A 21725-nucleotide genomic window follows, 5' to 3' on the forward strand; every position below is an offset into this window, starting at 1 on the left:
TCCTGCACCGTTCATTTCAATCCGGCCTTCAAAAGCCCCCTTTTCATTCGATTCCTTCATCGCTAGAGCAGGCAAGCAGAAGTCCACAGGGCGCAGCATGACACTCTATCGGGCAAACCCGAAGCACGGCGTCGCCTGGATCACCGGGGGTAGCAGCGGTATCGGCCGCGCGCTGGCCAAGGATCTTGCGTCGGACGGCTTCGCCGTGGCGGTCACGGCGCTGGACAACGAGCCGATCGACACGCTTGTTGTCGAGACCGCGCAGATGCCCGGCAGTGTCACCGCCTTCCCCTGCGACGTCACCGACGAGCCGCGCATGGCAAGAACGGTCGCCGACATTGAAAAGCAACTCGGCCCCATCGTGCTGGCTGTCTTCAACGCCGGGAATTATATATCCACCCCCGGAGAGGCACTTCTCGTCGACGATTTTCGCCGCTCCTTCGAAGTCAATTATTTTGGCATCATCAACGGCCTGGTGCCTGTCGTGGAACGCATGCGCGTTCGCGGCCGCGGCCACATCGTCCTGGTTGGATCGGTCACGGCCTATTTCGGCTGGCCGACCACGGCTGCCTATGGCGGCACCAAGGCAGCGATCAATATCCTGGCCGAATCTCTGCAGTACGATTTCGACAAGATGAATGTGCGGATGCAAGTCTGCAATCCCGGCTTCGTAGACACGCCGCTGACAGCCAAGAACATGCTGCCGATGCCGGGACTTATGCCCGTGAACCGCGCGTCGCGCCGCATGGCGCGAGGCATCAAGTCCGGCGGCTTCGAAGTGAGTTTCCCTCGCCGGACCAGCTGGCCGCTGAAACTGCTTGAGCTGATGCCTAGACCGGTGTGCCAATGGGTTATCGGGGTCATGACCGGGTGGAAGGCACGACCATTGCATTACGACCGCAAGCCGCCAAGCGAATAGCGCGGTCGGCCCGCCCCACCCGCTGACCGCGAATTGCCTGTTTATGGGTGCGGTCGTAGTTGAGACATTGTTGCGTGGAGCTCGCGATGGGGCGACTGGTCGTGCTTGCCGTACTGGGCGTGGTCGTTTTCCTTGCACTCGCCTACGTGCTCGGTCCACGCGTCCCAGTGGACACCACGATCCGTTTCGATCCAGCGGCTATCGGTGACGATCCACAGGCCTATGTGGCAAGGGTGGAAGCCGCGGTTCCCGGTATTCGCGACGGGCTAGAGAAGGAGATCGTCTGGGCGAACCCGATGGTTCATGCCAGGACGCCGCTCGCGATCGTCTATATCCACGGCTTTTCCGCATCGAAGGGCGAGATCCGGCCACTGGCCGACGATGTGGCCGACCAACTGGACGCCAACCTCTTTTACACCAGGCTGACCGGCCATGGGCAGGACGGCGCTGCGATGACGCAAGGCAGCGTCAATGCCTGGATCAACGACTATGAGGAGGCGATTGCCATCGGCCGGGCCATCGGCGACAAGGTCATCGTCATCTCGACCTCGACAGGTGGCTCGCTGGCGGCATGGGCTGCAACGCAACCGGGCGGCTCGAACGGGGTGGCGGCGATCGCGTTTATCTCGCCGAATTTCGGCGTAAGGACATCCGGAGCCGAAATCCTGACAAAGCCTTGGGGCCAGCAGATCGCCCAGCTTGTCGCTGGCACCGAACGCGGCTTCGTGCCGCGCAACGCGCTGCACGAGAAATTCTGGACTCACAGCTATCCGATCGCCGCGACACTGCCCATGCAGGCCCTGACCGAGCTTGCCTATGGTGCGCCGGTGGAAAAGGCGACGATCCCTGCCCTGTTCATCCTTTCGGATTCGGACAAGATCGTGCGGGCGGAGCGCACCCGCGAGATCGCCGCGCGCTGGGGCGGCGGGCACGAACTGGTTCCGATCGAAACCACGGGCGATCCCGACAATCACGTCATTGCAGGTGATGCCTTGTCGCCATCGACCACGGCCTTTCTCGCGCAAAGGATCGTGGTGTGGATCGAAGCGGTGGTGAAATAGGACGGCGCGCAAAGGGCGGCTGAATCGCTTCAGCCGCCCTCGCCTTTGTCTTTCACGGCCGGTCAGCCGGCCCTGGGCCGGCAGATCGAAGCGCGATTGGCTTACGCCGCCCGCGCCGCCGGACGCTTGCCGCCGAAGCGGCGCTTGTTATTGCCCTTGAAGCCAGGCTTGGCGCCTTCCGGTTTGCGCTCGCCTGCGAACGCCGGCTTGTCGCCGAAGCGCTTCTTGCCAAAACCATTGCCCTCACCGCCCGGCCGCCTGCCATCGCGACGACCATTGCGGTCGTTTCTGTCATTGGCGGGCTCGAAGCGTTCGTTCTTCTCAGCCGGATTGCGCAGCGGGTCCGGACTGCCGAGATGGTCGGCAACGATTGGCAGCTTGGTGCGGATGATGCGCTCGACCTGGCGCAGCTTGCTGTTCTCGGATGGATCGCACAGCGTGATCGCGATGCCGTCCATGCCGTTACGGCCGGTGCGACCAATGCGGTGGACGTAGCTCTCGGCCTCGTCCGGCAGGTCGAAATTCACCACATGGCTGATGCCGGGCACGTCGATGCCGCGCGCGGCGATGTCGGTCGCCACCAGGATGCGAACCGCACCATCGCGGAAGTCGTTGAGTGCCTTCTGGCGGGCGTTCTGCGACTTGTTGCCATGGATCACGGCGGCCTTGATGCCGTCACGCTCGAGGTCCTTGGTCACCCTGTCGGCGCCATGCTTGGTGCGCGAAAAGATGATGACGGATTTCATCGCTTCGTCCGCCAGCATGGTCGCCAGAACCTGACGCTTCTGCTTGGTGCGGGCGAAGACGACGCCCTGCACGATCTCGGCCGCAGCCGTGCTGTGGGGAGCGACTTCGACGCGGATCGGGTTCTTCAACAGACCTTTCGCCAGTTCGGCGATTTCGGCCGGCATGGTCGCCGAGAACAAGACCGTCTGACGGTCGGGGGCGGTCGCCTTGGCGATGCGCTTGACGTCGTTGATAAAGCCCATGTCGAGCATGCGGTCGCCTTCGTCGAGCACCAGCCATTTGGTGTCAGTGAGGACGAGATCGCCTTCCCGCACGAGATCGGTCAAACGGCCCGGCGTAGCGATCAGTATGTCAACGCCGGGGGCAACCTTCTTCACTTGGCTGAAACGCGAGACGCCGCCGAGCACCAGCGCTGTGGAGACATGCGCGCCCTTGGCGAGCAGCTTGATCATGTCCTCGATCTGCACGGCAAGCTCGCGGGTTGGCGCCAGGATCAGCGCGCGCGCCGTCTTCGGCCGGCGCTTGGTGCCGAGAGCGATGATCTTCGACAGTATCGGCAGCGCGAAGGCGGCCGTCTTGCCCGAGCCGGTCTGGGCGATGCCGAAGATATCACGGCCTTCCATCTGTGGCGGGATCGCCTGCAACTGGATTGGCTTCGGCTCTGTGAAGCCGGCGGCGTTGGTTGCCTTGAGCAGCGCGCCGGAAATTCCGAGTGCCGCGAAACCGGTCAGTTCCGCGGTGTTGCCGGCTAGAGCGTTGTTGCCGGCTAAGGTGTTTTCATTGGTCAAAATAGTCTTCTTTCACGCGGCGCACGGCCGCAAACATCGATGGCGGCGGGGCGCAACCCGCCGTCGAAAAATCTGTCATGAACGACAAGGCGGGCGAACTGTCACGTCCACTCGGCTGCGCTGTCGTGCCCGCAGGCATCATGCCACGGGGCTTTTTCGCCGCTTTGTGATGTACCGGAAAAAGGCCGATATACCGGAAAGAGGGAAAACAGACGCAACCAGTCTCATTCGAGAAGGCCGGATTGATCCCGGCCCAAGCGCCTATGCCGCCGCATATGGCCCAGTTCGCTCCGAAATGCAAGGACTTCATGCTGCAGCGCAAAAAACTCGCGGGCACGGCGCTTGCGCTGCGCGACCGTCGCGATTACCACGAAATGCAGACGGTCTGGGAGGGCGACTGATGAAGGATGTGCTGAAGGAACTCGAGCGGCGCCGCGAGATCGCCCGCATGGGTGGCGGCCAGGCGCGCATCGATGCCCAGCACAAGAAGGGCAAGCTCACCGCGCGCGAGCGCATCGAGGTGTTCCTGGACGAAGGCTCGTTCGAAGAGTTCGACATGTATGTCGAGCACCGCTCGACCGATTTCGGCATGGAGAAGACCAAGTTCGCGGGTGATGGGGTCGTCACCGGATGGGGCACCATCAACGGCCGTCCCGTCTATCTCTTCGCCAAGGATTTCACCGTGTTCGGCGGTTCGTTGTCAGAGGCCCACGCCGAGAAGGTCATCAAGGTTCAGGAGATGGCGCTGCGCAACCGGGCGCCGATCATCGGCCTTTACGATGCCGGCGGCGCGCGTATCCAGGAGGGCGTGGCGGCGCTTGGAGGCTATGCCGAGATCTTTCAGCGCAATGTGCTTGCATCCGGCGTCATTCCGCAGATTTCGGTGATCATGGGCCCCTGCGCCGGCGGCGACGTCTATTCGCCCGCCATGACCGATTTCATCTTCATGGTGCGTGATACGTCCTACATGTTCGTCACCGGGCCGGATGTGGTCAAGACCGTCACCAACGAAACCGTCACCGCCGAAAGCCTCGGCGGTGCATCAGTCCACACGACCAAATCCTCCATTGCCGACGGTGCGTATGACAATGACGTCGAGGCGCTGCTGCAGATGCGGAGGCTGGTCGACCTGCTGCCCGCTTCGAACACATCCGAGATTCCCGAAATCGAATGCTACCAGTCGGTGACCGACCACGATCTGTCGCTCGACCGGCTGATACCCGACAACGCCAACAAGCCCTACGACATCAAGGAGTTGATCTTGAAAGTCGCCGACGAGGGCGACTTCTTCGAGATCCAGCAGAATTTCGCCAAGAACATCGTCACCGGCTTCGGCCGCGTCGAGGGCCGCACCGTCGGCTTCGTCGCCAACCAGCCCATGGTGCTGGCCGGCGTGCTCGATTCCGACGCCAGCCGCAAGGCGGCGCGTTTCGTGCGCTTCTGCGACTGCTTTTCGATCCCGCTCGTTACTTTCGTCGATGTTCCGGGGTTCCTGCCCGGCACCGCGCAGGAATATGGTGGCCTGATCAAGCACGGCGCAAAACTCCTGTTCGCCTATGCCGAGGCCACCGTTCCCAAGATCACCGTCATTACCCGCAAAGCCTATGGCGGCGCTTATGACGTGATGGCATCAAAACATCTGCGCGGCGACATGAACTATGCCTGGCCGACGGCGCAGATCGCGGTGATGGGCGCCAGGGGCGCGGTCGAGATCATCTACCGCAAGGACATTGGTGACGCGGAAAAGATCGCAGCGCATACAAAGGCTTACGAAGACCGCTTCCTATCACCCTTCGTAGCGGCTGAGCGCGGCTATGTCGACGAGGTGATCATGCCGCACTCGACCCGCCGGCGGATCGCGCGGGCGCTGCGGATGCTTCGCAACAAGGACATGCAGAACCCCTGGAAGAAGCACGACAATATTCCGTTGTGACCTATCTGAGAGCGGAACAGCCGCTTAGCGGTTGCGCCGAAAGGCCATCAGTTCGTTCAGCACCGGGACCATCGCCAATGGCAGATCCTCGGCGATCAGCCCAGCGCCGAACCGGCTGCCGGCCTCGGCATGGATCCAGACCGCGGCGCAGGCAGCTTCGAACGCCGGCATGCCTTGCGCCAGCAGGCCTGCAGTGATTCCCGACAGCACATCGCCCGACCCGGCGGTGGCGAGCCATGGCGGGCCATTGGCATTGATGGCCGCCCTGCCGTCTGGATACGCAATCACGGTATCGGCGCCCTTGTAGACGATGACAGCGTTGGCCCGCGTCGCGGCCATGCGCGCCTTGTCCAGCTTGGATGAGGCCGCGTCTTCGGCAAGATCGGGAAACAGCCTGGCAAACTCTCCCTCATGCGGGGTCATGACCAGAGCTGGCGCATCGGCGTTGCGAGAAGCATCGAACAGAACGTCCGGCTTCTCGCGAAATGAGGTGATGGCGTCGGCATCGAACACAAGGCCATCGATTTGGGCGCGGCCGATGGCACCTGGGTTGCCGGGTGGTCTGCCCGACGCGAGCAGCGCCAACGCGAAGGCCCTAGCCCTTTCGCCAACACCGAAGCCGGGTCCTAGGACAAAAGCCGATGGCCGGCGTTGCTCGACAAAACCCCGGAGATCAGCCGCGTCGTCGATCTTGTGCAGCATGATGGACGTAAGCTGCGCGGCGTTGACCTGCATGGCGTTCGCCGGCGACAGCACCGTTACCGCCCCCGCCCCGCTCCTGGCGGCGGCAAGTGCCGATAGCCGGGCAGCGCCTGTGCTGCTCGGGCCACCGGAAAATACCCCGGCATGGCCGCGCTTGTACTTATGCGCGTCGACCGCCGGCACCGGAAAATCCTGCAGCCAAAGCGCCGGCGTGTTCTCGTAGGTCCGAGGCCGGAGGCTGGCAATGATCCCGTCACTAATGCCAATATCGGCGAGGACGACCTCGCCGCATCGCTCCCTGCCCGGCAGCAGCAGATGGCCAGGCTTCTTGCGCGCGAAGGTGACGGTGACGGCGGCCAGTAAGGCCTTGCCTCCCAGCACTTCGCCGCTGCCGCCGGAGACACCGGAAGGCAGGTCGATCGCGACAACCGGCAATCTCCGACTGGTGACGATGTCGACAGCCCTGGCGGTATCGCCCGACAGTGCCTTGGACAACCCAGCTCCGTAGAGCGCATCGACCACCATGGAACCCTCTTCGGGATCAAGCTCCGACAATGGCCGTGGCTCTACCGGGCATTCCGCGGACGCGAGCGCCGCATCGCTTCCGGGCCTCGGCGCGCCCTGCGCCCAGACCACGGTGTCCACGCCGCTCTCGGCCAACAGGCGGGCAACGACATAACCGTCGCCGCCATTGTTGCCAGGGCCGCACAGGACATGCACGCGGCGCGCGGCCGGGTAGCGTTCGAGGACGACGGCGGCGACCGCCGCGCCGGCCCTGTGCATCAGACTGATGCCATCGGCTGGACCGGATTCGATTGTCAACCGATCGGCCTCGCTCATTTCAGCGGGAGAAAGAAGTTCGTAGCTCATGCATTGCCGATCCGCATCCGATCAAGCATTGTCCAATTTTCGATGCGAAGCAAACAGGGAGGCACAGGCGCGATCCGCGACCATCCGGACACCACATCTCCGGCGAGGACTGCCTGTTTGGTGGGCAGAGTGCCCATTTATTTCGCGAACAGACAAGCTTGCGCTATACGTGTTGCAGCGGCCCAGCGGCTTCCCGGGGGGCGAATGATGCGAATTTGCATCCCGGCGCGACGGAGCTTGGCAATCATATGAGACCGCTTCGCATTCATCGGATTGGCACGGTTCGTGCTTGATGGAGGCGCAAGCGGGCTCTCAACCCGTTCTTTTTGGCAGTGGAGGCCGTTTTTACATGAAAAAGATCGAAGCGATCATAAAGCCATTCAAGCTGGACGAGGTGAAGGAAGCGCTTCAGGAGGCCGGACTGCAGGGCATTACCGTCACCGAGGCCAAGGGCTTCGGACGTCAGAAAGGCCATACGGAACTTTATCGCGGCGCCGAATATGTCGTCGATTTCCTGCCCAAGGTGAAGATCGAGGTTGTGCTTGGAGACGACGCGGTCGAAGGTGCGATCGAGGCCATCCGCAAGGCGGCCCAGACGGGTCGTATCGGCGACGGCAAGATCTTCGTTTCCAACATCGAGGAGGTCGTGCGGATCCGCACTGGCGAAACGGGCATGGACGCGGTCTGATCCGGTCGCCATGCACCGGGACGTCATTACCAAGAAACGTCATTAAACAGGGACACATGACATGACGACAGCCAAAGACATCATGAAGCAGATCAAGGACAACGACGTGAAATTCGTCGACCTGCGCTTCACCGACCCGAAGGGCAAGCTGCAGCACGTGACGATGGATGTCGTCGAGGTCGAGGAAGACATGTTCGCCGACGGCGTCATGTTCGACGGGTCCTCGATTGCCGGCTGGAAGGCCATCAACGAGTCCGACATGGTTCTCATGCCGGACCCGGACACTGTCCATATGGATCCGTTCTTCGCGCAATCGACCATGGTCATCCTGTGCGACATCCTCGACCCGGTTTCGGGAGAATCCTACAATCGCGATCCGCGCGGCACGGCCAAGAAGGCCGAGGCCTACATGAAGGCGGAAGGCATCGGCGACACCGTCTTTGTCGGCCCCGAGGCCGAGTTCTTTGTCTTCGACGACGTCAAGTACAAGGCCGATCCCTACAACACCGGCTTCAAGCTCGATTCCACAGAACTGCCGTCGAACGACGACACTGACTATGAGACCGGCAATCTCGGCCACCGCCCACGCGTCAAGGGCGGCTATTTTCCGGTGCCGCCGATCGATTCCGCGCAGGACATGCGCTCCGAGATGTTGACCGTGCTCGCCGAGATGGGCGTGCGCGTAGAGAAGCATCACCATGAGGTGGCGGCCGCCCAGCATGAGCTCGGCATCAAGTTCGACGCGCTGGTGCGCAACGCCGACAAGATGCTGATCTACAAATATGTCGTGCATCAGGTTGCCAACGCCTACGGCAAGACGGCGACTTTCATGCCGAAGCCGATTTTCGGCGACAACGGCTCCGGCATGCACGTCCACATGTCTATCTGGAAGGATGGCAAGCCCACTTTCGCGGGCAATGAATATGCCGGCCTTTCGGAAAGCTGCCTGTTCTTTATCGGGGGCGTCATCAGGCACGCCAAGGCGATCAATGCCTTCACCAACCCGCTGACCAATTCCTACAAGCGCCTGGTGCCCGGCTATGAAGCGCCGGTGCTGCTCGCCTATTCGGCACGCAACCGCTCCGCTTCCTGTCGCATCCCGTTCGGCTCATCGCCCAAGTCCAAGCGCGTCGAGGTTCGGTTCCCGGATCCGGGCGCGAACCCTTACCTGGCGTTCTCGGCGCTCCTGATGGCCGGCCTGGACGGCATCAAGAACAAGATCCATCCCGGCCAGCCCATGGACAAGGATCTCTACGACCTGCCGCCGAAGGAACTGAAGAAGATCCCGACCGTGTGCGGTTCCCTGCGTGAGGCGCTGCAAAGCCTCGATAAGGACCGCGGCTTCCTCAAAGCCGGCGGCGTCTTCGACGACGATCAGATCGACAGCTACATCGAGTTGAAGATGGCCGAGGTGATGCGTTTCGAAATGACCCCGCATCCCGTCGAATACGACATGTATTACTCGGTCTAAGATATATCCGACATCCCAGGCCCTTGAAGGATACCCTCCTTCAAGGGCCTTTTTGCTGTCGTCGTGTTGGCTGCGTGATGCCTGTCCGCGCCTAGTGCCACGCGCCTAAACAGGCCCGCCATGGTGGTTGGCCGATCTTCACGATCCTTGAAACCCAGATCGCCCGCCAAGCGTATTTTATGATGCATCTTCGGACGGCATCATGTCCGGGGCACGATCTTTCAAGGGAAACGGAGACAGCCATGCGCCGCCTTTATTTGGCATACGCAGTCATTCCATTCATCTTGGCGTCGTCGGCATTCGCCGGGGATGCTGAAATCAAGGCCGGCCAGGGCGTTATCGACGGCCAGCTCAAAGCCCTCATCGCCAATGACGGGGCCAAGGCCTACAGCTTCGCCGCACCGAATGTGAAGCAGATCTTCCCGACCGTGGATGCCTTCATGAACATGGTGACCAACGGCTATCCGCCGGTTCGCAAGCCGCAAAGCTATTCTTTCGGCAAGGTGGAGGAGACCGGCCCGGGTTCGATCGTCCAGCAGGTGCTTATCGTCGGCCCGGACGGCAAGGACTACGAGGCGGTGTATACGCTGCAACAGCAGCCCGACGGCACGTTCCAGATCACCGGCTGCAGCTTGCGCGCCTCGAATTCGCTGAGCACATGAGGGTCACAGCGCCGGGATATCGCCCTTCGCCCAGCCCTCTGTGATCTCGGCCCCTCGCGCTTGGAATGTGCCTCCTTCGATGGCGGCGCGAATGTCCTGCATGAGCCTCTGATAGTAGGAAAGATTGTTCCAGGTCAGCAGCATGGCGCCGAGCGCCTCCTGCGATCTCACCAGATGGTGGAGATAGGCGCGCGAATAGTCGCGTGCGGCCGGGCAGTCGCTTTCCTCGTCGAGCGGACGGTGGTCGTCGGCATGGCGGGCATTGCGCAGATTGACCTTGCCGCGCCTTGTGTAGGCGAGGCCATGGCGGCCGGCCCGCGTCGGCATCACGCAGTCGAACATGTCGATGCCACACGCTACCGATTTCAGGATATCGTCCGGGGTACCCACCCCCATCAGGTAGCGCGGTTTGCTGTCAGGAAGTTCAGGACAGGTGATGTCGAGCATGTCGAGCATCACCGCCTGCGGCTCGCCAACCGCGAGCCCACCAACCGCGTAGCCTTTCAGGTCCATCGCGCTCAGCGCGCGCGCCGAACGCACGCGAAGTCCCGCATTGTCGCCGCCCTGGACGATGCCGAACATCGCCTTGCCCGGTTGGTCGCCGAAGGCCGTCTTGCAGCGCTCTGCCCAGCGCAGCGACAACTCCATGGCGCGCTCGATCTCCTTGACCTCCGCAGGCAGCGCAGTGCATTCGTCGAGCTGCATTTGGATGTCGGAATCGAGCAGCCCCTGGATCTCGATGGAGCGCTCCGGCGACATCTCGTAGGCAGCGCCGTCGATATGCGACCGAAAGGTGACGCCCTTCTCGGTCAGTTTTCGCAGCTTCGACAGCGACATCACCTGAAAGCCGCCGCTGTCGGTGAGGATGGGGTGCGGCCAGCGGGCGAACTCGTGCAGCCCGCCCAACCGCGCCACACGCTCGGCGCCCGGGCGCAGCATCAGATGATACGTGTTGCCAAGGATGACGTCGGAACCGACGCCGCGCACCTGGTCCATATACATGGCCTTGACGGTGCCGCCGGTGCCGACCGGCATGAAGGCCGGCGTGCGGATTTCGCCGCGCGGCATGTCGATGACGCCGCGCCGCGCCTTGCCGTCGGTCGCCAGAACCTTGAAGGTGAACGGCTTAGTCATTGAATTCCTTGTCGTGGAGCGGCGCGCCGGGTGCCTGCCTGTCGAGCGACTCGCGGTATTTTACGCAGCCGCGCATGAATTTCGGCCAGGGCGGCACGGCGATCGATGGCTCGGTCTTCTCGGGCAGCAGATCCCACAGATCGGGATGGTGCCAGCATAGATCATGACCGGAAGTATCACGGTGCGCCCGGATGCCGGCGCGCAACTTTTTCACTTCCGCGATCAGGCGCTCGCGGTCGAAGGCTTGCAGGTCATCATCCATCGCTCATCTCCGCTCGATAAAGCAGGCTAGCATCCCCATAGGAGTAGAATCGGTAGCTCCTCTCGATCGCATGCGCATAGGCAGCGCGCATTGTGTCGAGGCCACTGAAAGCCGAAACCAGCATGAACAGCGTCGAGCGCGGCAGGTGAAAGTTCGTCATCAGCATATCGGCGGTGCGAAAACGGTAGCCGGGCGTGATGAAAATCTCGGTCGGCCCGGACCAGGGCGCCAGCGTGCCATCGGCGCGCGCGGCGCTCTCGAGCAGACGCAGCGACGTCGTCCCCACGGCAATGATGCGCCCGCCCCTCGCCTTCGCCGCGTTCAAGGCATCGGCCGTCGCCTGGCTGACCGAGCCGGTCTCGGCATGCATCTTGTGGTCGGCCGTGTCGTCCGCCTTCACCGGCAGGAACGTGCCAGCACCCACATGCAAGGTGACGAAGTGGCGCTCAATGCCCTTAGCCTCGAGCGCCGCGAACAACTCGGGCGTGAAATGGAGGCCCGCCGTGGGCGCTGCGACGGCGCCCTCCTCCCGTGCGTAAATGGTCTGATAGTCGGCGCGGTCGCGCTCATCCTCGGCGCGTTTGGAGGCGATATAAGGAGGCAGCGGAATGTGGCCGACCGCGTGCAGAGCCTCATCGAGGAACGGACCCGACAGGTCGAAGCCGAGCAGCGCCTGGCCGCCTTCGCCCTTCTCGACGACAGTGGCGTCGAGCTGGCCCAGGAAGCATGAACTCCCGTCATGGCCGAAATGGATGCGGTCTCCGACAGCGATGCGCTTGCCGGGCCGCATAAAGGCCAGCCAGTGATCCGGCGCCACGCGCATATGCAGCGTCGCATCGACATGCGCCCGTGCCTCGCCGCGCTGTCGGACACCCCTGAGCTGCGCGGGAATGACCTTGGTGTCATTGAACACCAGCACGTCGCCGGCCCCGAGCAGGGACGGCAGGTCACTCACCCTGCGGTCGTCCAGACCTTCGCCGGGCCTGACCACCAGCATACTGGCGCTGTCGCGCGGCTGTGCTGGGCGAAGCGCGATGCGGTCATCAGGCAGGTCGAAATCAAAAAGGTCGACACGCATTGGAAATCAAAACAGCCGGACGAGTAGCGCTCCGGCCAAGAGCAGCACCGCGCCAGCGACTCGGCCCAGCGAGATTTCACGCACCGCGACGCCGAGGAACCCGATCCGGTCGATCAGCATGCCGGCCAGCAACTGGCCGGCCACTAGAAACGCCATGAGAGCGGCGGCCCCGATGCGTGGAGTGAGTATCGTCGACAAGGTGACGTAAAAGCCGCCCAGCATGCCGCCGGCTACGAACAGCCAAGGCGCCGGCGCCTTCCAGTCGAGGGATATGCCTTGCAGCCTCACCACAGCAAAGGAGATGATGCCGAGCACGACAGCGCCTGAAAGAAACGAAAAAGCCGCCGCCGCGACCGGGAGACCCAGGCCGCGCGCAAGTTGCGAATTGATCGGGGCCTGAATGGCAATGAAGGCGCCGGACAGGATGCCGAGAATCGACCAGACGACGCCCATCATTGTCGTTTTCCCTATTCGACGTCGGCCGCGACCTTCAGCGACACGATCTTGTCGGGATCCGGCACCGGCTCGCCGCGCTTGATCTTGTCGACATTGTCCATGCCTTCGATAACTTGGCCCCAGACCGTATACTGGCGATTGAGGAAGGCCGCATCGTCGAAGCAGATGAAGAACTGCGAGTTGGCCGAATTCGGGTTTTGCGAACGGGCCATCGAACAGGTGCCGCGGCCGTGATTGGCATTCGAGAATTCGGCCTTCAGGTCGGGCTTTTCGGAGCCGCCCATGCCGGCCCGCGACGGAGCGAATGAAGGCTTGCTGGAGTTGCCGAATTTCACGTCGCCGGTCTGCGCCATGAAACCCTCGATGACGCGGTGAAAGACCACGCCGTCATAGGCGCCTTCGCGTGCGAGCTCCTTGATGCGGGCGACATGGCCAGGCGCCAGGTCGGGGAAAAGTTCGATGACGACCTTGCCCTTTGTCGTCTCCATGATGAGCGCGTTCTCGCGGTCTTTGATGTCGGCCATGTCAGATATCCTCTTTTGAAAAACAGATTACTTGTCGGCGGCGATGCGCACTTTGATCATGCGGTCGGGGTCGGAAACCGTGCCATTGTCGGCCTCGTCACCCTTCTTGATACGGTCCACCAGGTCCATGCCGCTGACGACATTGCCGACGATGGTGTATTGGCCGTCCAGCGACGGCGCAGGCGCGAACATGATGAAGAACTGTGAATTGGCTGAGTTCGGGTCCTGCGAGCGGGCCATGCCGACCACACCGCGCTTGTAGCGCTCGGTCTGCGAGAATTCGGCTGGCAAATCGGGCAGGTCCGACCCACCGGTGCCGACGGCCTCGGCGCTGAAGCCCTTTTTCAGATTGCCGAACTTTACGTCGCCGGTCTGAGCCATGAAGCCGCCGATGACGCGATGAAAGGCGACATTGTCATAGGCACCCTGGCGCACCAGCTTCTTGATCTGCGCGACATGCTTGGGCGCGAGATCGGGACGCAGCGCGATGGTCACGTCGCCATCCTTCAGCGTGATGATCATGGTGTTTTCCGCATCGGCGGCATGGGCAGAAACGGACCCGGTCAAAAGACCGGCGAGCACGAGAAGGAACGAGGCGAGCCTTTTGAGCTGCATAAGGATTTTCTCCGGGCTTATTTGGCGAATTTGGCGGTGAGCGCGCCGGCAACCGCGGCCGGCACGAAGGGGCGGATGTCGCCCCCCATCGAGGCAATCTGGCGCACAAGTGTGGCCGTAATGGTGCGCACGGAAGGGCTGGCGGGCAGAAACACCGTCTGAAGGTTGGGCGCCATGGTTCCGTTCATGCCGGCCATCTGCATCTCATAGTCGAGATCGGTGCCGTCGCGCAGGCCACGGATCATGATCGATGCGCCCTGTTTCCTTGCCGCGTCGATGACCAGCCCATCAAAGGAGACCACCTTGATGCGATCGCCATCACAACCCAATTCGGCTTTCGCGGTGGTCTCGATCAGGGCCACCCGCTCGTCGAAGGAGAATAGCGGCGTCTTTCCCGGGTGAATGCCGATCGCGGCATAAACGATGTCGGCGACCGCAAGCGACGCCTTCAGCACATCGAGATGGCCGTTGGTCAGCGGGTCGAAGGAGCCGGCATAGAGGGCAATGCGTTCAGTCATGGATGGTGCTTCTAATGCATGATCCCCAAAAGTGGAAACCGGTTTTTGCCGACCTTCGGTTTTCGTCGGTCCTGAAGACCATGCGCAAATCAACGCTGAGATGTTCAATCTCCAGTCCACCACGAGCGCGCCGTGAACCTTTTCTTGACCATGAACGACAGATGAACACGCCGCTCACGAAGTCTTCACGCAGCGTTCACTAGCTTGGCCCTTCATTGGATGAAACCAAAGCCCCATTTGCTCGTTGTAAGGCGCAGGAGAACACGCACATGCTGATCTACATGCTAGCCACCGCAATGACCGTCGCCATGCTGATCGCCACCGTATTCGGGTTGCATCAGGAAGCACAGCGCGTCCGCGTCAAGGCGACCACGAAACGCTACGAAGGCTTCGGTCAGCGCAAGTTGTATCGCAACTATTAAACAGCTGATCTGGCGCACGCCGACCGCTGGGCCGGCGTAGCCAGATGACCGAAGCGTCGGCTAGTCCGCTGTGTCCGGCGCACCGTCGGGAACCGTGGCGGATCCGGAGGCATCCACGCCGCCCTCTTCGAGATCCTCCTCGGCCTGCGGCTCCGAAATCCGCTCGACCGACACCACCTTTTCCCCTTCAGCGGTATTGAAGATCGTCACGCCCTTGGTGGCGCGGCTGGCAAACCGGATTCCGGCCACCGGGACCCGAATGACCGTGCCGCCGTCCGAGACCAGCATGATCTGATCGTCATTGCCGACGGGGAAGGTTGCAACCAGCCTGCCGATCTCGATCGCTTTCGACACATCGGTCGCGCGGATGCCCTTGCCGCCGCGTCCCGTCAGCCTGAAATCATACGAAGAGGACCGCTTGCCGTAGCCGAATTCGGTCACGGTCAGCACATACTGCTCGTGTGCCTTCAGGAACTCGTAGCGCTCGTCCGAAAGCTCAGTCTCTTCGCCAACCTCTTCATTGGTCAGGGCGATCTCTTCCTCCTCACCGGCAGCTATGCCGGCGGCAAGCCGCCGCTCCGCCGCCGCCCGCTTCAGATAGGCGGCGCGTTCGGCTGGTGACGCATCGACATTCTCGATCACCGACATCGATATGATGCGGTCGGTCTCGGCCATGGTGATGCCGCGCACGCCAACCGAATTGCGGCTCTGGAACACACGCACGTCACCGACCGGGAACCGGATGCACTGGCCCGAACTCGCGGTCAGCAGCACGTCGTCATTGTCGGTGCAGGTCTCGACGCCGAGAATCTCGTCGCCCTCTTCCTCCAGCTTCATGGCGATCTTGCCGTTGCGGTTGACCTGGACGAAGTCGGAAAGCTTGTTGCGCCTGACCGTGCCGCGCGTGGTCGCGAACATCACGTCGAGTTCGCCCCAACTCGTCTCGTCCTCGGGCAGCGGCATGATGGTGGTGATGCGCTCGCCCTGCTCCAGCGGCAGCATGTTGATCAGCGCCTTGCCGCGTGATTGTGGATTGCCGATTGGCAGCCGCCAGACCTTTTCCTTGTAGACGATGCCGCGCGAGGAGAAGAACAGCACCGGCGTATGCGTGTTGGCAACGAACAGCCGGGTGACGAAATCCTCGTCCTTGGTCGACATGCCGGAGCGGCCCTTGCCGCCGCGGCGCTGCGCCCGGTAGAGCGACAGCGGCACGCGCTTGATGTAGCCCGAATGGCTCACGGTCACGACCATGTCCTCACGCTGGATCAGGTCTTCGTCTTCCATATCCGCGCCACCGTCGGTGAGCTCGGTGCGGCGTGGCGTGCCGAACTCGTCGCGCACTGCGGCCAGTTCGTCCTTGACGATCTGTTGGATGCGCGCCCGCGACGACAGGATGTCCAGATAATCCTTGATCTCGTCGCCGATCGTGTTCAGTTCATCGGCGATCTCGTCACGTCCAAGCGCGGTCAGGCGCTGCAGGCGCAATTCGAGGATGGCACGCGCCTGTTCCTCGGAGAGATTGTAGGTGCCATCCTCGTTGATGCGATGGCGCGGATCGTCAATCAGGAGGATCAGCGATTCGACGTCGCCGGATGGCCAGCGCCGTTCCATCAACTGCTCGCGCGCCGTCTGCGGGTCCGGCGCGGTGCGGATCAGCTTGATGACTTCGTCGATATTGGCGACGGCGATGGCAAGCCCCACCAGCACATGGGCGCGGTCGCGCGCCTTGCGCAGCAGGAACTTCGTCCGCCGGCTGATCACCTCTTCGCGGAACGACACGAACGCCTTCAGCATGTCGGTCAGGGTCAGCAATTCAGGCTTGCCGCCGTTCAGCGCAACCATATTGGCGCCAAAGGACGTCTGCAGCGGCGTGAAGCGGTAAAGCTGGTTGAGGATGACATCGGCGACAGCGTCGCGCTTGAGCTCGATGACGACCCGATACCCCTGGCGGTCGCTTTCGTCGCGGATATCGGAAATGCCCTCGATGCGCTTGTCACGCACCAGTTCGGCCATCTTCTCGATCATCGAGGACTTGTTCACCTGATAGGGAACCTCGGTGATGACGATCGATTCACGGTCGTTGCCGCGTTGCTCGATATTGATCTTGCCGCGCATGACGATGGAGCCGCGACCGGTGGAATAGGCGCTGTAGATGCCGGAGCGGCCGAGCACGATGCCGCCGGTCGGGAAATCAGGCCCCGGAATGATCTCCATCAACGCCGGCAGGTCAATGGCGGGATTGTCGATGATGGCAATGGCGGCGTTGCAGACCTCACCCAGATTGTGCGGCGGAATGTTCGTCGCCATGCCGACGGCTATACCGCCCGAGCCGTTGACGAGGAGATTGGGGAACCGTGCGGGCAGCACCTTCGGCTCGCTGCCGGACGCATCGTATGTGTCCTGGAAATCGACGGTGTCCTTGTCGATGTCCTCCAAGAGCTCGTGCGCGACCTTGGTGAGGCGCGATTCCGTGTAGCGCATCGCCGCAGGCGGATCGCCGTCGATCGAGCCGAAATTGCCCTGCCCATCGATCAGTGGCACGCGCAGCGACCAGTCCTGCGCCATGCGCACAAGGGCGTCGTAGATCGAGGCGTCGCCATGCGGATGGTATTTACCCATCACGTCCGCTACGGGGCGCGCCGACTTCACATATTTGCGGTTCCAGTGATAGCCGCTCTCATGCGCGGCGAAGAGAATGCGGCGATGCACCGGCTTGAGGCCGTCACGCACGTCTGGCAGCGCCCGACTGACGATCACGCTCATCGCGTAATCGAGGTAGGAACGCTGCATCTCCTCGATGATCGAAATCGGCTCGATGCCGGTTGGGCCGCCGTCGCCGCCGCGCGGTGTATTTTGGTCAGTCAAATCGGGTCACAATCTCTACAGGAATCACTTGCTGCTTATATAGGAAGCCGCCCCGAAACTCCAATGTTTGGGGCGCTTTTCCGCTGTCATATTTGCCGGCAATTTCAAATGGATACCGCCTATTGCGACGATATGCCGAACCGAGTCTCGCCAACTACGGCGATGCGCTGGCCCGGCGCCACGCTGGCACCTGCATCCCAACTCTTTGATGTCCGGCACGCCATTGTCCGTCGTGATGACGCACGACGGGATCATCGGCTCATTCGCGAAGACCCTCGCTTGGCCGCCCCCAAAGTCGAGACCGCCCGCCCCTTGGACTGCAGGTTTCGGTCGCTTTCAGCCATGACTTTTCTCGAGACGAGCTTTGCTCCAGGTCGGCTTTGCTCTAGGACTATCTGGTCCGGCGGCGTCCGGGCGGAGGGGGTCAGAGATGCCGAGCTTCGACAGCCTGTTCAACGCCTTCGTCACCATCCTCGTGACCATCGATCCGCCCGGCCTGGCGCCGCTGTTCCTTGCGGTTACGCGCGGCATGAACCGGGAGGAGCGTCAGCAGGTATCGGTGCGCGCCTCGATCATCGGTTTCCTGGTCATGGCGCTCTTCGCGCTTGCAGGCGCCTCGATCCTGGCCGTGTTCGGCATCACGCTTCCGGCCTTTCGCGTCGCCGGCGGGTTCCTGCTGTTCTTCATCGCCTTCGAAATGGTGTTCGAGCGCAGGCAGGACCGCAAGGAGAAGATCGGCGACGTCGCCATCACCAAGGACATGATCCACAACATCGCCGCCTTCCCGCTGGCGATCCCGCTGATAGCCGGCCCCGGAGCGATTTCGGCGACGGTTCTTCTCTCCGGCTCGTTTCAGGGCTTCGCAGCGCAGGCGGCGTTGGTGGGCATCATCTTCGTCTGCCTCGCCATAACCTACCTGGTGTTCGTGCTGTCCGAGCGCATCGACCGTATTCTCGGCCACACCGGGCGCTCGATCCTGACGCGGTTGCTCGGCGTCATCCTCGCCGCACTTGCTGTGCAATTCGTCGCTGACGGCGTCAAGGCGCTGATGGCGATGTAACGGGTCTGCCGCCAGCAACACGTCTCGGCGGCAGTCATGGCAAACCGCCTATCGCGACGCTGTTGCCCCGGCATCGTACGCGGGGCGGTCGGTCAGACGGTTGTCGCCGATGAGCTGATCACGCACTCAGAACGGAATCTCGTCGTCCAGTTCGCGCGAAGAACCGCCGCCGCCCTTGGGAGCCCCGCCACCGCGATTAAAGCTCTCGCCTGGGCCTGACTGGCCGAAATCGGATCCCCGGCTTCCGCCGCCGGAATAGCCGCCAACCTGGCCGCCCTCTCCTTGCCCGCGCGCATCCAGCATCTGGAGTTCGCCGCGGAATTTCTGCAGGACGACTTCGGTCGTGTATTTGTCGTTGCCTGTCTGGTCCTGCCATTTGCGTGTCTGCAGCTGGCCTTCGACATAGACCTTCATGCCTTTCTTCAAATACTGCTCGGCCACCTTGGCCAGCTGTTCATTGAAGATGACGACATTGTGCCACTCGGTCTTTTCCTTGCGCTCGCCGGAATTCTTGTCACGCCAGCTTTCCGATGTGGCGATGCGGATGTTGACTACCGGCTCGCCGGAATTCAGGCGACGTATTTCTGGATCGGCGCCAAGATTACCGACTAGAATGACCTTGTTGACGCTACCCGCCATGATACTTCTCCGCGCTAGTCCGAGACAAATTCCTGTCGCAGCACCTTACAAGCTGCGGACGGAAACCGCCCGCAAAGGCTGGCTTTTCCCACAAGGTTTTTGTTCCCCATTCGTTCCTATACTTCCCATCGCAGATTGTCAAGGACTGGCAGCAGCGCGTGACCGCTGCGTAAAACAGGACTTGCCAAATCAATAAGTGTTCACTTATGCTTTTTCGATGATCGAGGCAGAGATCTTCCGCGCCCTGGCAGACCCGACCCGCCGCGCCGTCTTCGAGCGCCTCGCCGCCGGCGAGATGAGCGTGTCGCAGTTGCGCGGCGGCCTGGCAGTGTCGCAGCCGGCCGTGTCGCAGCATCTGGCCGTGCTGCGTGGCGCCGGCCTCGTGACCGAACGGCGGGCGGGCCGCAACGCCTATTATCGCGCCGATCCAAAGGGACTTGCCCCGCTGCTGTCCTGGATTGAGCGCTATCGCACGTTCTGGCCGGAGCGCATCGAAAGGCTGAAGACCGTTTTGAAGGACATGGACCAATGATGGATATCGAATCGACGATGCCGGAGAGCCGAAGCGATGCCTCCCCCGATGCGCTCGAGTTCCAATACGATCTCGCCGAGCCGCCCGAGAAGGTCTGGCGGGCGCTGACCGTGCCTGACCTGCTCGCCGCCTGGATGATGCCGAACGACATGCGGCCGGAGATCGGCAAGCGTTTCGGCTTCGCCGGAAGCGAGGCCGCGATCGAATGCGAAATCCTCGACGCCGAGCCCGAACGCCTGCTACGCTACTCCTGGCGCGAACAGCCGACGGACGGCGCGCGGCAGGATGCGCTCGACAGCACCGTCACCTTCACGCTTGCCCGCACCGCTTCCGGCGGCACCCATCTGCGCATTGTCCATGACGGCTTTGCGCGCAGGAAGATGCCAGCCGTTGCGGGCGCCGGCTGCCGGCTCTCGCTGGGGGCGCGCCGGTCCGGAAACTCCATCGCCGCGAACATGTCGCGTCTTATGCCCCGCGCGGCATGACCACGGAAACCGGAGAATAAAAATGAGCGGTGTTGCCAGTCTGGTGCCGATGGTGATCGAGCAATCGAGCCGCGGCGAACGCGCCTTCGACATTTTCTCGCGACTGCTGCGCGAGCGCATCGTCTTCATCAACGGCGAGATCAATGACGATATTTCGGCACTTGTATGCGCGCAGTTGCTGTCGTTGGAATCGGACAATCCCGATAAAGAGATATCGCTCTACATCAACTCGCCGGGCGGCGTGGTGACCAGCGGCTTCGCCATCTACGACACGATGCAGTACATCAACTGCCCGGTCTCGACCGTGTGCATGGGCTTTGCGGCATCGATGGCTTCGTTCTTGCTGATGGCGGGCACGCCGGGCCGCCGCATCTCGCTGCCGAACGCCACAATCCTGCTGCATCAGCCGCTGGGCGGATTCCAGGGCCAGGCTTCCGATATCCAGCGCCATGCCGAGCGCATCGGCAAGACGAAACAACGCATGGCAGAACTGTACGCGCACCATTGCGGCCGCGGCCTCGAGGAGGTCGAGCGCACGCTGGACCGCGACCATTTCATGACCGCGCGCGAAGCCCAGGCCTGGGGCATCGTCGACCATGTGTTCGACACACGCAAGAAAGCGGCGTGAGATTTCACGCGCGGCAAGTTGATCGCCGCGCGTCTGGTCTCACTCCCATCCGGGCCTTATGATCAGCGGATGACGAGAACATCCAGACAGGTGCATATCGCCTTCACCGCGTTTGCAACCGCGCTGCTGGCCTGCACTGCAGCCTTCGGGGACGATAGCACGTCCAAGGCATTGCCAGGCGTAACCGGCGACTACCGCATCGCCAAACCGGCGACACAAGCCGAACCCGACGACGCGCTGCCGGCCAACGATGACGGCAGTTTCAAGATTGGCAACACCGATGTCAGGATCGGCGGCGGCATAACGGTCGATATGAGAACGGGCGGGACGCGGATTCCGAACCACTAAAACGCCGGCTTTGCTGACGGAATGTCCTGCGTCGCTGAGTTTCTATTTTGCGAAATCCAAGACGGTGGCGGTGGCTGCAGCGCTTTTGCTCTTCACTCCGCGGGGCTCCCGTATTGTGCAACTTTGAGCCATCGCGAGAGGCAACTTAAGATGTGAGCCCCGCCGCTGCCTGGCAGTCTGGCGGGGCTTGCATGGATATCAAATCCATTTCTGCCGGAAGTGTGCTGCCGGCTTTTCGTTTCGGATGCTTCGCGGCATTCAGCCGACGATCCGACTAGCAGTCTCTGATTTTTGTGGATACGGCAGGTCGACGTTTGC

General features: G+C 62.2%; 24 protein-coding genes. 13 read left to right on the forward strand and 11 right to left on the reverse strand.

What is annotated here, in order from left to right; translation table 11 throughout:
- Nucleotides 1-97 precede the first annotated feature (97 nt).
- Complete coding sequence (locus LB513_RS15015) at nt 98-919, forward strand: SDR family oxidoreductase (protein WP_224664279.1); 822 nt, start codon at nt 98-100, stop codon at nt 917-919.
- 86 nt (nt 920-1005) lie between these two features.
- Nucleotides 1006-1980: an alpha/beta hydrolase gene (locus LB513_RS15020; RefSeq protein WP_224664280.1), complete on the forward strand. Its 975-nt coding sequence runs from the start codon at nt 1006-1008 to the stop codon at nt 1978-1980.
- 101 nt (nt 1981-2081) lie between these two features.
- Here LB513_RS15020 and LB513_RS15025 read toward each other — a convergent pair whose 3' ends face one another.
- Entirely contained in the window at nt 2082-3515 is a 1434-nt protein-coding gene (locus LB513_RS15025; protein ID WP_224664281.1) for a DEAD/DEAH box helicase, read from the reverse strand.
- 275 nt (nt 3516-3790) lie between these two features.
- Here LB513_RS15025 and LB513_RS25195 point away from each other — a divergent pair, with 275 nt between their 5' ends.
- Complete coding sequence (locus LB513_RS25195) at nt 3791-3916, forward strand: hypothetical protein (protein WP_263482134.1); 126 nt, start codon at nt 3791-3793, stop codon at nt 3914-3916.
- A complete protein-coding gene (locus tag LB513_RS15030; RefSeq protein ID WP_224664282.1) occupies nt 3916-5448 on the forward strand; it encodes an acyl-CoA carboxylase subunit beta in 1533 nt (510 codons plus the stop codon). Before LB513_RS25195 ends, LB513_RS15030 begins: the two co-directional genes overlap by 1 nt.
- 24 nt (nt 5449-5472) lie before the next feature.
- Here LB513_RS15030 and LB513_RS15035 read toward each other — a convergent pair whose 3' ends face one another.
- Nucleotides 5473-7020, reverse strand: a complete 1548-nt coding sequence (locus LB513_RS15035) for an NAD(P)H-hydrate dehydratase (RefSeq protein WP_224664283.1) — start codon at nt 7018-7020, stop codon at nt 5473-5475.
- Nucleotides 7021-7369: 349 nt separating this feature from the next.
- Between LB513_RS15035 and LB513_RS15040 the strand changes: the two genes are divergently transcribed.
- From LB513_RS15040 to LB513_RS15050, 3 genes are all read left to right on the forward strand, one after another.
- Nucleotides 7370-7708: a P-II family nitrogen regulator gene (locus LB513_RS15040; RefSeq protein ID WP_006205430.1), complete on the forward strand. Its 339-nt coding sequence runs from the start codon at nt 7370-7372 to the stop codon at nt 7706-7708.
- A gap of 61 nt (nt 7709-7769) precedes the next feature.
- The gene (glnA, locus tag LB513_RS15045) at nt 7770-9179 is read left to right on the forward strand and encodes a type I glutamate--ammonia ligase (protein ID WP_224664284.1); all 1410 of its coding nucleotides are present in this window, start codon (nt 7770-7772) and stop codon (nt 9177-9179) included.
- A 242-nt stretch (nt 9180-9421) separates the two neighbouring features.
- Nucleotides 9422-9841 carry a DUF4864 domain-containing protein gene (locus LB513_RS15050; protein ID WP_224664285.1) on the forward strand — a complete coding sequence of 140 codons (420 nt, stop codon included), beginning with the start codon at nt 9422-9424 and terminating at the stop codon, nt 9839-9841.
- A gap of 3 nt (nt 9842-9844) precedes the next feature.
- On the opposite strand, the gene tgt is transcribed toward LB513_RS15050, so the two are convergent.
- The 7 genes from tgt to coaD are packed head-to-tail and all read right to left on the reverse strand — an operon-like array spanning nt 9845 to nt 14428.
- Entirely contained in the window at nt 9845-10975 is a 1131-nt protein-coding gene (gene tgt / locus LB513_RS15055) for a tRNA guanosine(34) transglycosylase Tgt (protein ID WP_224664286.1), read from the reverse strand.
- Nucleotides 10968-11237, reverse strand: a complete 270-nt coding sequence (locus LB513_RS15060; protein WP_224664287.1) for a hypothetical protein — start codon at nt 11235-11237, stop codon at nt 10968-10970. The genes tgt and LB513_RS15060 overlap by 8 nt, the downstream gene beginning before the upstream one ends.
- Complete coding sequence (gene queA, locus LB513_RS15065; RefSeq protein WP_224664288.1) at nt 11230-12315, reverse strand: tRNA preQ1(34) S-adenosylmethionine ribosyltransferase-isomerase QueA; 1086 nt, start codon at nt 12313-12315, stop codon at nt 11230-11232. The genes LB513_RS15060 and queA overlap by 8 nt, the downstream gene beginning before the upstream one ends.
- A 6-nt stretch (nt 12316-12321) precedes the next feature.
- Nucleotides 12322-12771: a DMT family transporter gene (locus LB513_RS15070; RefSeq protein ID WP_224664289.1), complete on the reverse strand. Its 450-nt coding sequence runs from the start codon at nt 12769-12771 to the stop codon at nt 12322-12324.
- A gap of 11 nt (nt 12772-12782) precedes the next feature.
- Entirely contained in the window at nt 12783-13295 is a 513-nt protein-coding gene (locus LB513_RS15075; protein WP_224664290.1) for a peptidylprolyl isomerase, read from the reverse strand.
- Between the two features lie 27 nt (nt 13296-13322).
- A complete protein-coding gene (locus LB513_RS15080) occupies nt 13323-13910 on the reverse strand; it encodes a peptidylprolyl isomerase (RefSeq protein ID WP_224664291.1) in 588 nt (195 codons plus the stop codon).
- A gap of 17 nt (nt 13911-13927) precedes the next feature.
- Complete coding sequence (gene coaD, locus LB513_RS15085; RefSeq protein ID WP_224664292.1) at nt 13928-14428, reverse strand: pantetheine-phosphate adenylyltransferase; 501 nt, start codon at nt 14426-14428, stop codon at nt 13928-13930.
- Nucleotides 14429-14697: 269 nt separating this feature from the next.
- On the opposite strand from coaD, the gene LB513_RS15090 reads away from it, so the two are divergent.
- Nucleotides 14698-14850 carry a hypothetical protein gene (locus LB513_RS15090; protein WP_224664293.1) on the forward strand — a complete coding sequence of 51 codons (153 nt, stop codon included), beginning with the start codon at nt 14698-14700 and terminating at the stop codon, nt 14848-14850.
- Nucleotides 14851-14910: 60 nt separating this feature from the next.
- On the opposite strand, the gene gyrA is transcribed toward LB513_RS15090, so the two are convergent.
- A complete protein-coding gene (gene gyrA, locus LB513_RS15095) occupies nt 14911-17715 on the reverse strand; it encodes a DNA gyrase subunit A (RefSeq protein ID WP_224664294.1) in 2805 nt (934 codons plus the stop codon).
- A gap of 430 nt (nt 17716-18145) precedes the next feature.
- Here gyrA and LB513_RS15100 point away from each other — a divergent pair, with 430 nt between their 5' ends.
- Nucleotides 18146-18775, forward strand: a complete 630-nt coding sequence (locus LB513_RS15100; protein WP_224664295.1) for a MarC family protein — start codon at nt 18146-18148, stop codon at nt 18773-18775.
- Nucleotides 18776-18901: 126 nt separating this feature from the next.
- Here the strand turns inward: LB513_RS15100 and LB513_RS15105 are convergent, their stop codons facing one another.
- Nucleotides 18902-19414, reverse strand: a complete 513-nt coding sequence (locus LB513_RS15105; RefSeq protein ID WP_263482135.1) for a single-stranded DNA-binding protein — start codon at nt 19412-19414, stop codon at nt 18902-18904.
- A 217-nt stretch (nt 19415-19631) separates the two neighbouring features.
- Between LB513_RS15105 and LB513_RS15110 the strand changes: the two genes are divergently transcribed.
- The 4 genes from LB513_RS15110 to LB513_RS15125 all read left to right on the forward strand — a co-directional run bounded on the left by LB513_RS15110 (nt 19632) and on the right by LB513_RS15125 (nt 21407).
- Nucleotides 19632-19946, forward strand: coding sequence for an ArsR/SmtB family transcription factor (locus tag LB513_RS15110; RefSeq protein ID WP_224664514.1), 315 nt, complete (start codon nt 19632-19634; stop codon nt 19944-19946).
- Nucleotides 19943-20431 (forward strand): SRPBCC family protein, encoded by a 489-nt coding sequence (locus tag LB513_RS15115; protein ID WP_224664296.1) that lies wholly within the window; start codon nt 19943-19945, stop codon nt 20429-20431. The genes LB513_RS15110 and LB513_RS15115 overlap by 4 nt, the downstream gene beginning before the upstream one ends.
- Before the next feature lie 22 nt (nt 20432-20453).
- Complete coding sequence (locus tag LB513_RS15120) at nt 20454-21059, forward strand: ATP-dependent Clp protease proteolytic subunit (RefSeq protein WP_224664297.1); 606 nt, start codon at nt 20454-20456, stop codon at nt 21057-21059.
- 69 nt (nt 21060-21128) lie between these two features.
- Nucleotides 21129-21407 carry a hypothetical protein gene (locus LB513_RS15125; RefSeq protein WP_224664298.1) on the forward strand — a complete coding sequence of 93 codons (279 nt, stop codon included), beginning with the start codon at nt 21129-21131 and terminating at the stop codon, nt 21405-21407.
- The last annotated feature ends 318 nt before the right edge of the window (nt 21408-21725 follow it).

This window comes from Mesorhizobium sp. ES1-1 (assembly GCF_020164785.1).
GTDB lineage: Bacteria > Pseudomonadota > Alphaproteobacteria > Rhizobiales > Rhizobiaceae > Mesorhizobium.

What these genes read in the sequence shown, in the direction of transcription:
- LB513_RS15015 (WP_224664279.1), top strand. Translation starts at nt 98, where the DNA reads ATGACACTCTATCGGGCAAACCCGAAGCACGGCGTCGCCTGGATCACC.
- LB513_RS15020 (WP_224664280.1), top strand. Translation starts at nt 1,006, where the DNA reads ATGGGGCGACTGGTCGTGCTTGCCGTACTGGGCGTGGTCGTTTTCCTT.
- LB513_RS25195 (WP_263482134.1), top strand. Translation starts at nt 3,791, where the DNA reads ATGGCCCAGTTCGCTCCGAAATGCAAGGACTTCATGCTGCAGCGCAAA.
- LB513_RS15030 (WP_224664282.1), top strand. Translation starts at nt 3,916, where the DNA reads ATGAAGGATGTGCTGAAGGAACTCGAGCGGCGCCGCGAGATCGCCCGC.
- LB513_RS15035 (WP_224664283.1), bottom strand. Translation starts at nt 7,020, where the DNA reads ATGAGCTACGAACTTCTTTCTCCCGCTGAAATGAGCGAGGCCGATCGG.
- LB513_RS15040 (WP_006205430.1), top strand. Translation starts at nt 7,370, where the DNA reads ATGAAAAAGATCGAAGCGATCATAAAGCCATTCAAGCTGGACGAGGTG.
- glnA (WP_224664284.1), top strand. Translation starts at nt 7,770, where the DNA reads ATGACGACAGCCAAAGACATCATGAAGCAGATCAAGGACAACGACGTG.
- LB513_RS15050 (WP_224664285.1), top strand. Translation starts at nt 9,422, where the DNA reads ATGCGCCGCCTTTATTTGGCATACGCAGTCATTCCATTCATCTTGGCG.
- tgt (WP_224664286.1), bottom strand. Translation starts at nt 10,975, where the DNA reads ATGACTAAGCCGTTCACCTTCAAGGTTCTGGCGACCGACGGCAAGGCG.
- LB513_RS15060 (WP_224664287.1), bottom strand. Translation starts at nt 11,237, where the DNA reads ATGGATGATGACCTGCAAGCCTTCGACCGCGAGCGCCTGATCGCGGAA.
- queA (WP_224664288.1), bottom strand. Translation starts at nt 12,315, where the DNA reads ATGCGTGTCGACCTTTTTGATTTCGACCTGCCTGATGACCGCATCGCG.
- LB513_RS15070 (WP_224664289.1), bottom strand. Translation starts at nt 12,771, where the DNA reads ATGATGGGCGTCGTCTGGTCGATTCTCGGCATCCTGTCCGGCGCCTTC.
- LB513_RS15075 (WP_224664290.1), bottom strand. Translation starts at nt 13,295, where the DNA reads ATGGCCGACATCAAAGACCGCGAGAACGCGCTCATCATGGAGACGACA.
- LB513_RS15080 (WP_224664291.1), bottom strand. Translation starts at nt 13,910, where the DNA reads ATGCAGCTCAAAAGGCTCGCCTCGTTCCTTCTCGTGCTCGCCGGTCTT.
- coaD (WP_224664292.1), bottom strand. Translation starts at nt 14,428, where the DNA reads ATGACTGAACGCATTGCCCTCTATGCCGGCTCCTTCGACCCGCTGACC.
- LB513_RS15090 (WP_224664293.1), top strand. Translation starts at nt 14,698, where the DNA reads ATGCTGATCTACATGCTAGCCACCGCAATGACCGTCGCCATGCTGATC.
- LB513_RS15100 (WP_224664295.1), top strand. Translation starts at nt 18,146, where the DNA reads ATGCCGAGCTTCGACAGCCTGTTCAACGCCTTCGTCACCATCCTCGTG.
- LB513_RS15105 (WP_263482135.1), bottom strand. Translation starts at nt 19,414, where the DNA reads ATGGCGGGTAGCGTCAACAAGGTCATTCTAGTCGGTAATCTTGGCGCC.
- LB513_RS15110 (WP_224664514.1), top strand. Translation starts at nt 19,632, where the DNA reads ATGATCGAGGCAGAGATCTTCCGCGCCCTGGCAGACCCGACCCGCCGC.
- LB513_RS15115 (WP_224664296.1), top strand. Translation starts at nt 19,943, where the DNA reads ATGATGGATATCGAATCGACGATGCCGGAGAGCCGAAGCGATGCCTCC.
- LB513_RS15120 (WP_224664297.1), top strand. Translation starts at nt 20,454, where the DNA reads ATGAGCGGTGTTGCCAGTCTGGTGCCGATGGTGATCGAGCAATCGAGC.
- LB513_RS15125 (WP_224664298.1), top strand. Translation starts at nt 21,129, where the DNA reads ATGACGAGAACATCCAGACAGGTGCATATCGCCTTCACCGCGTTTGCA.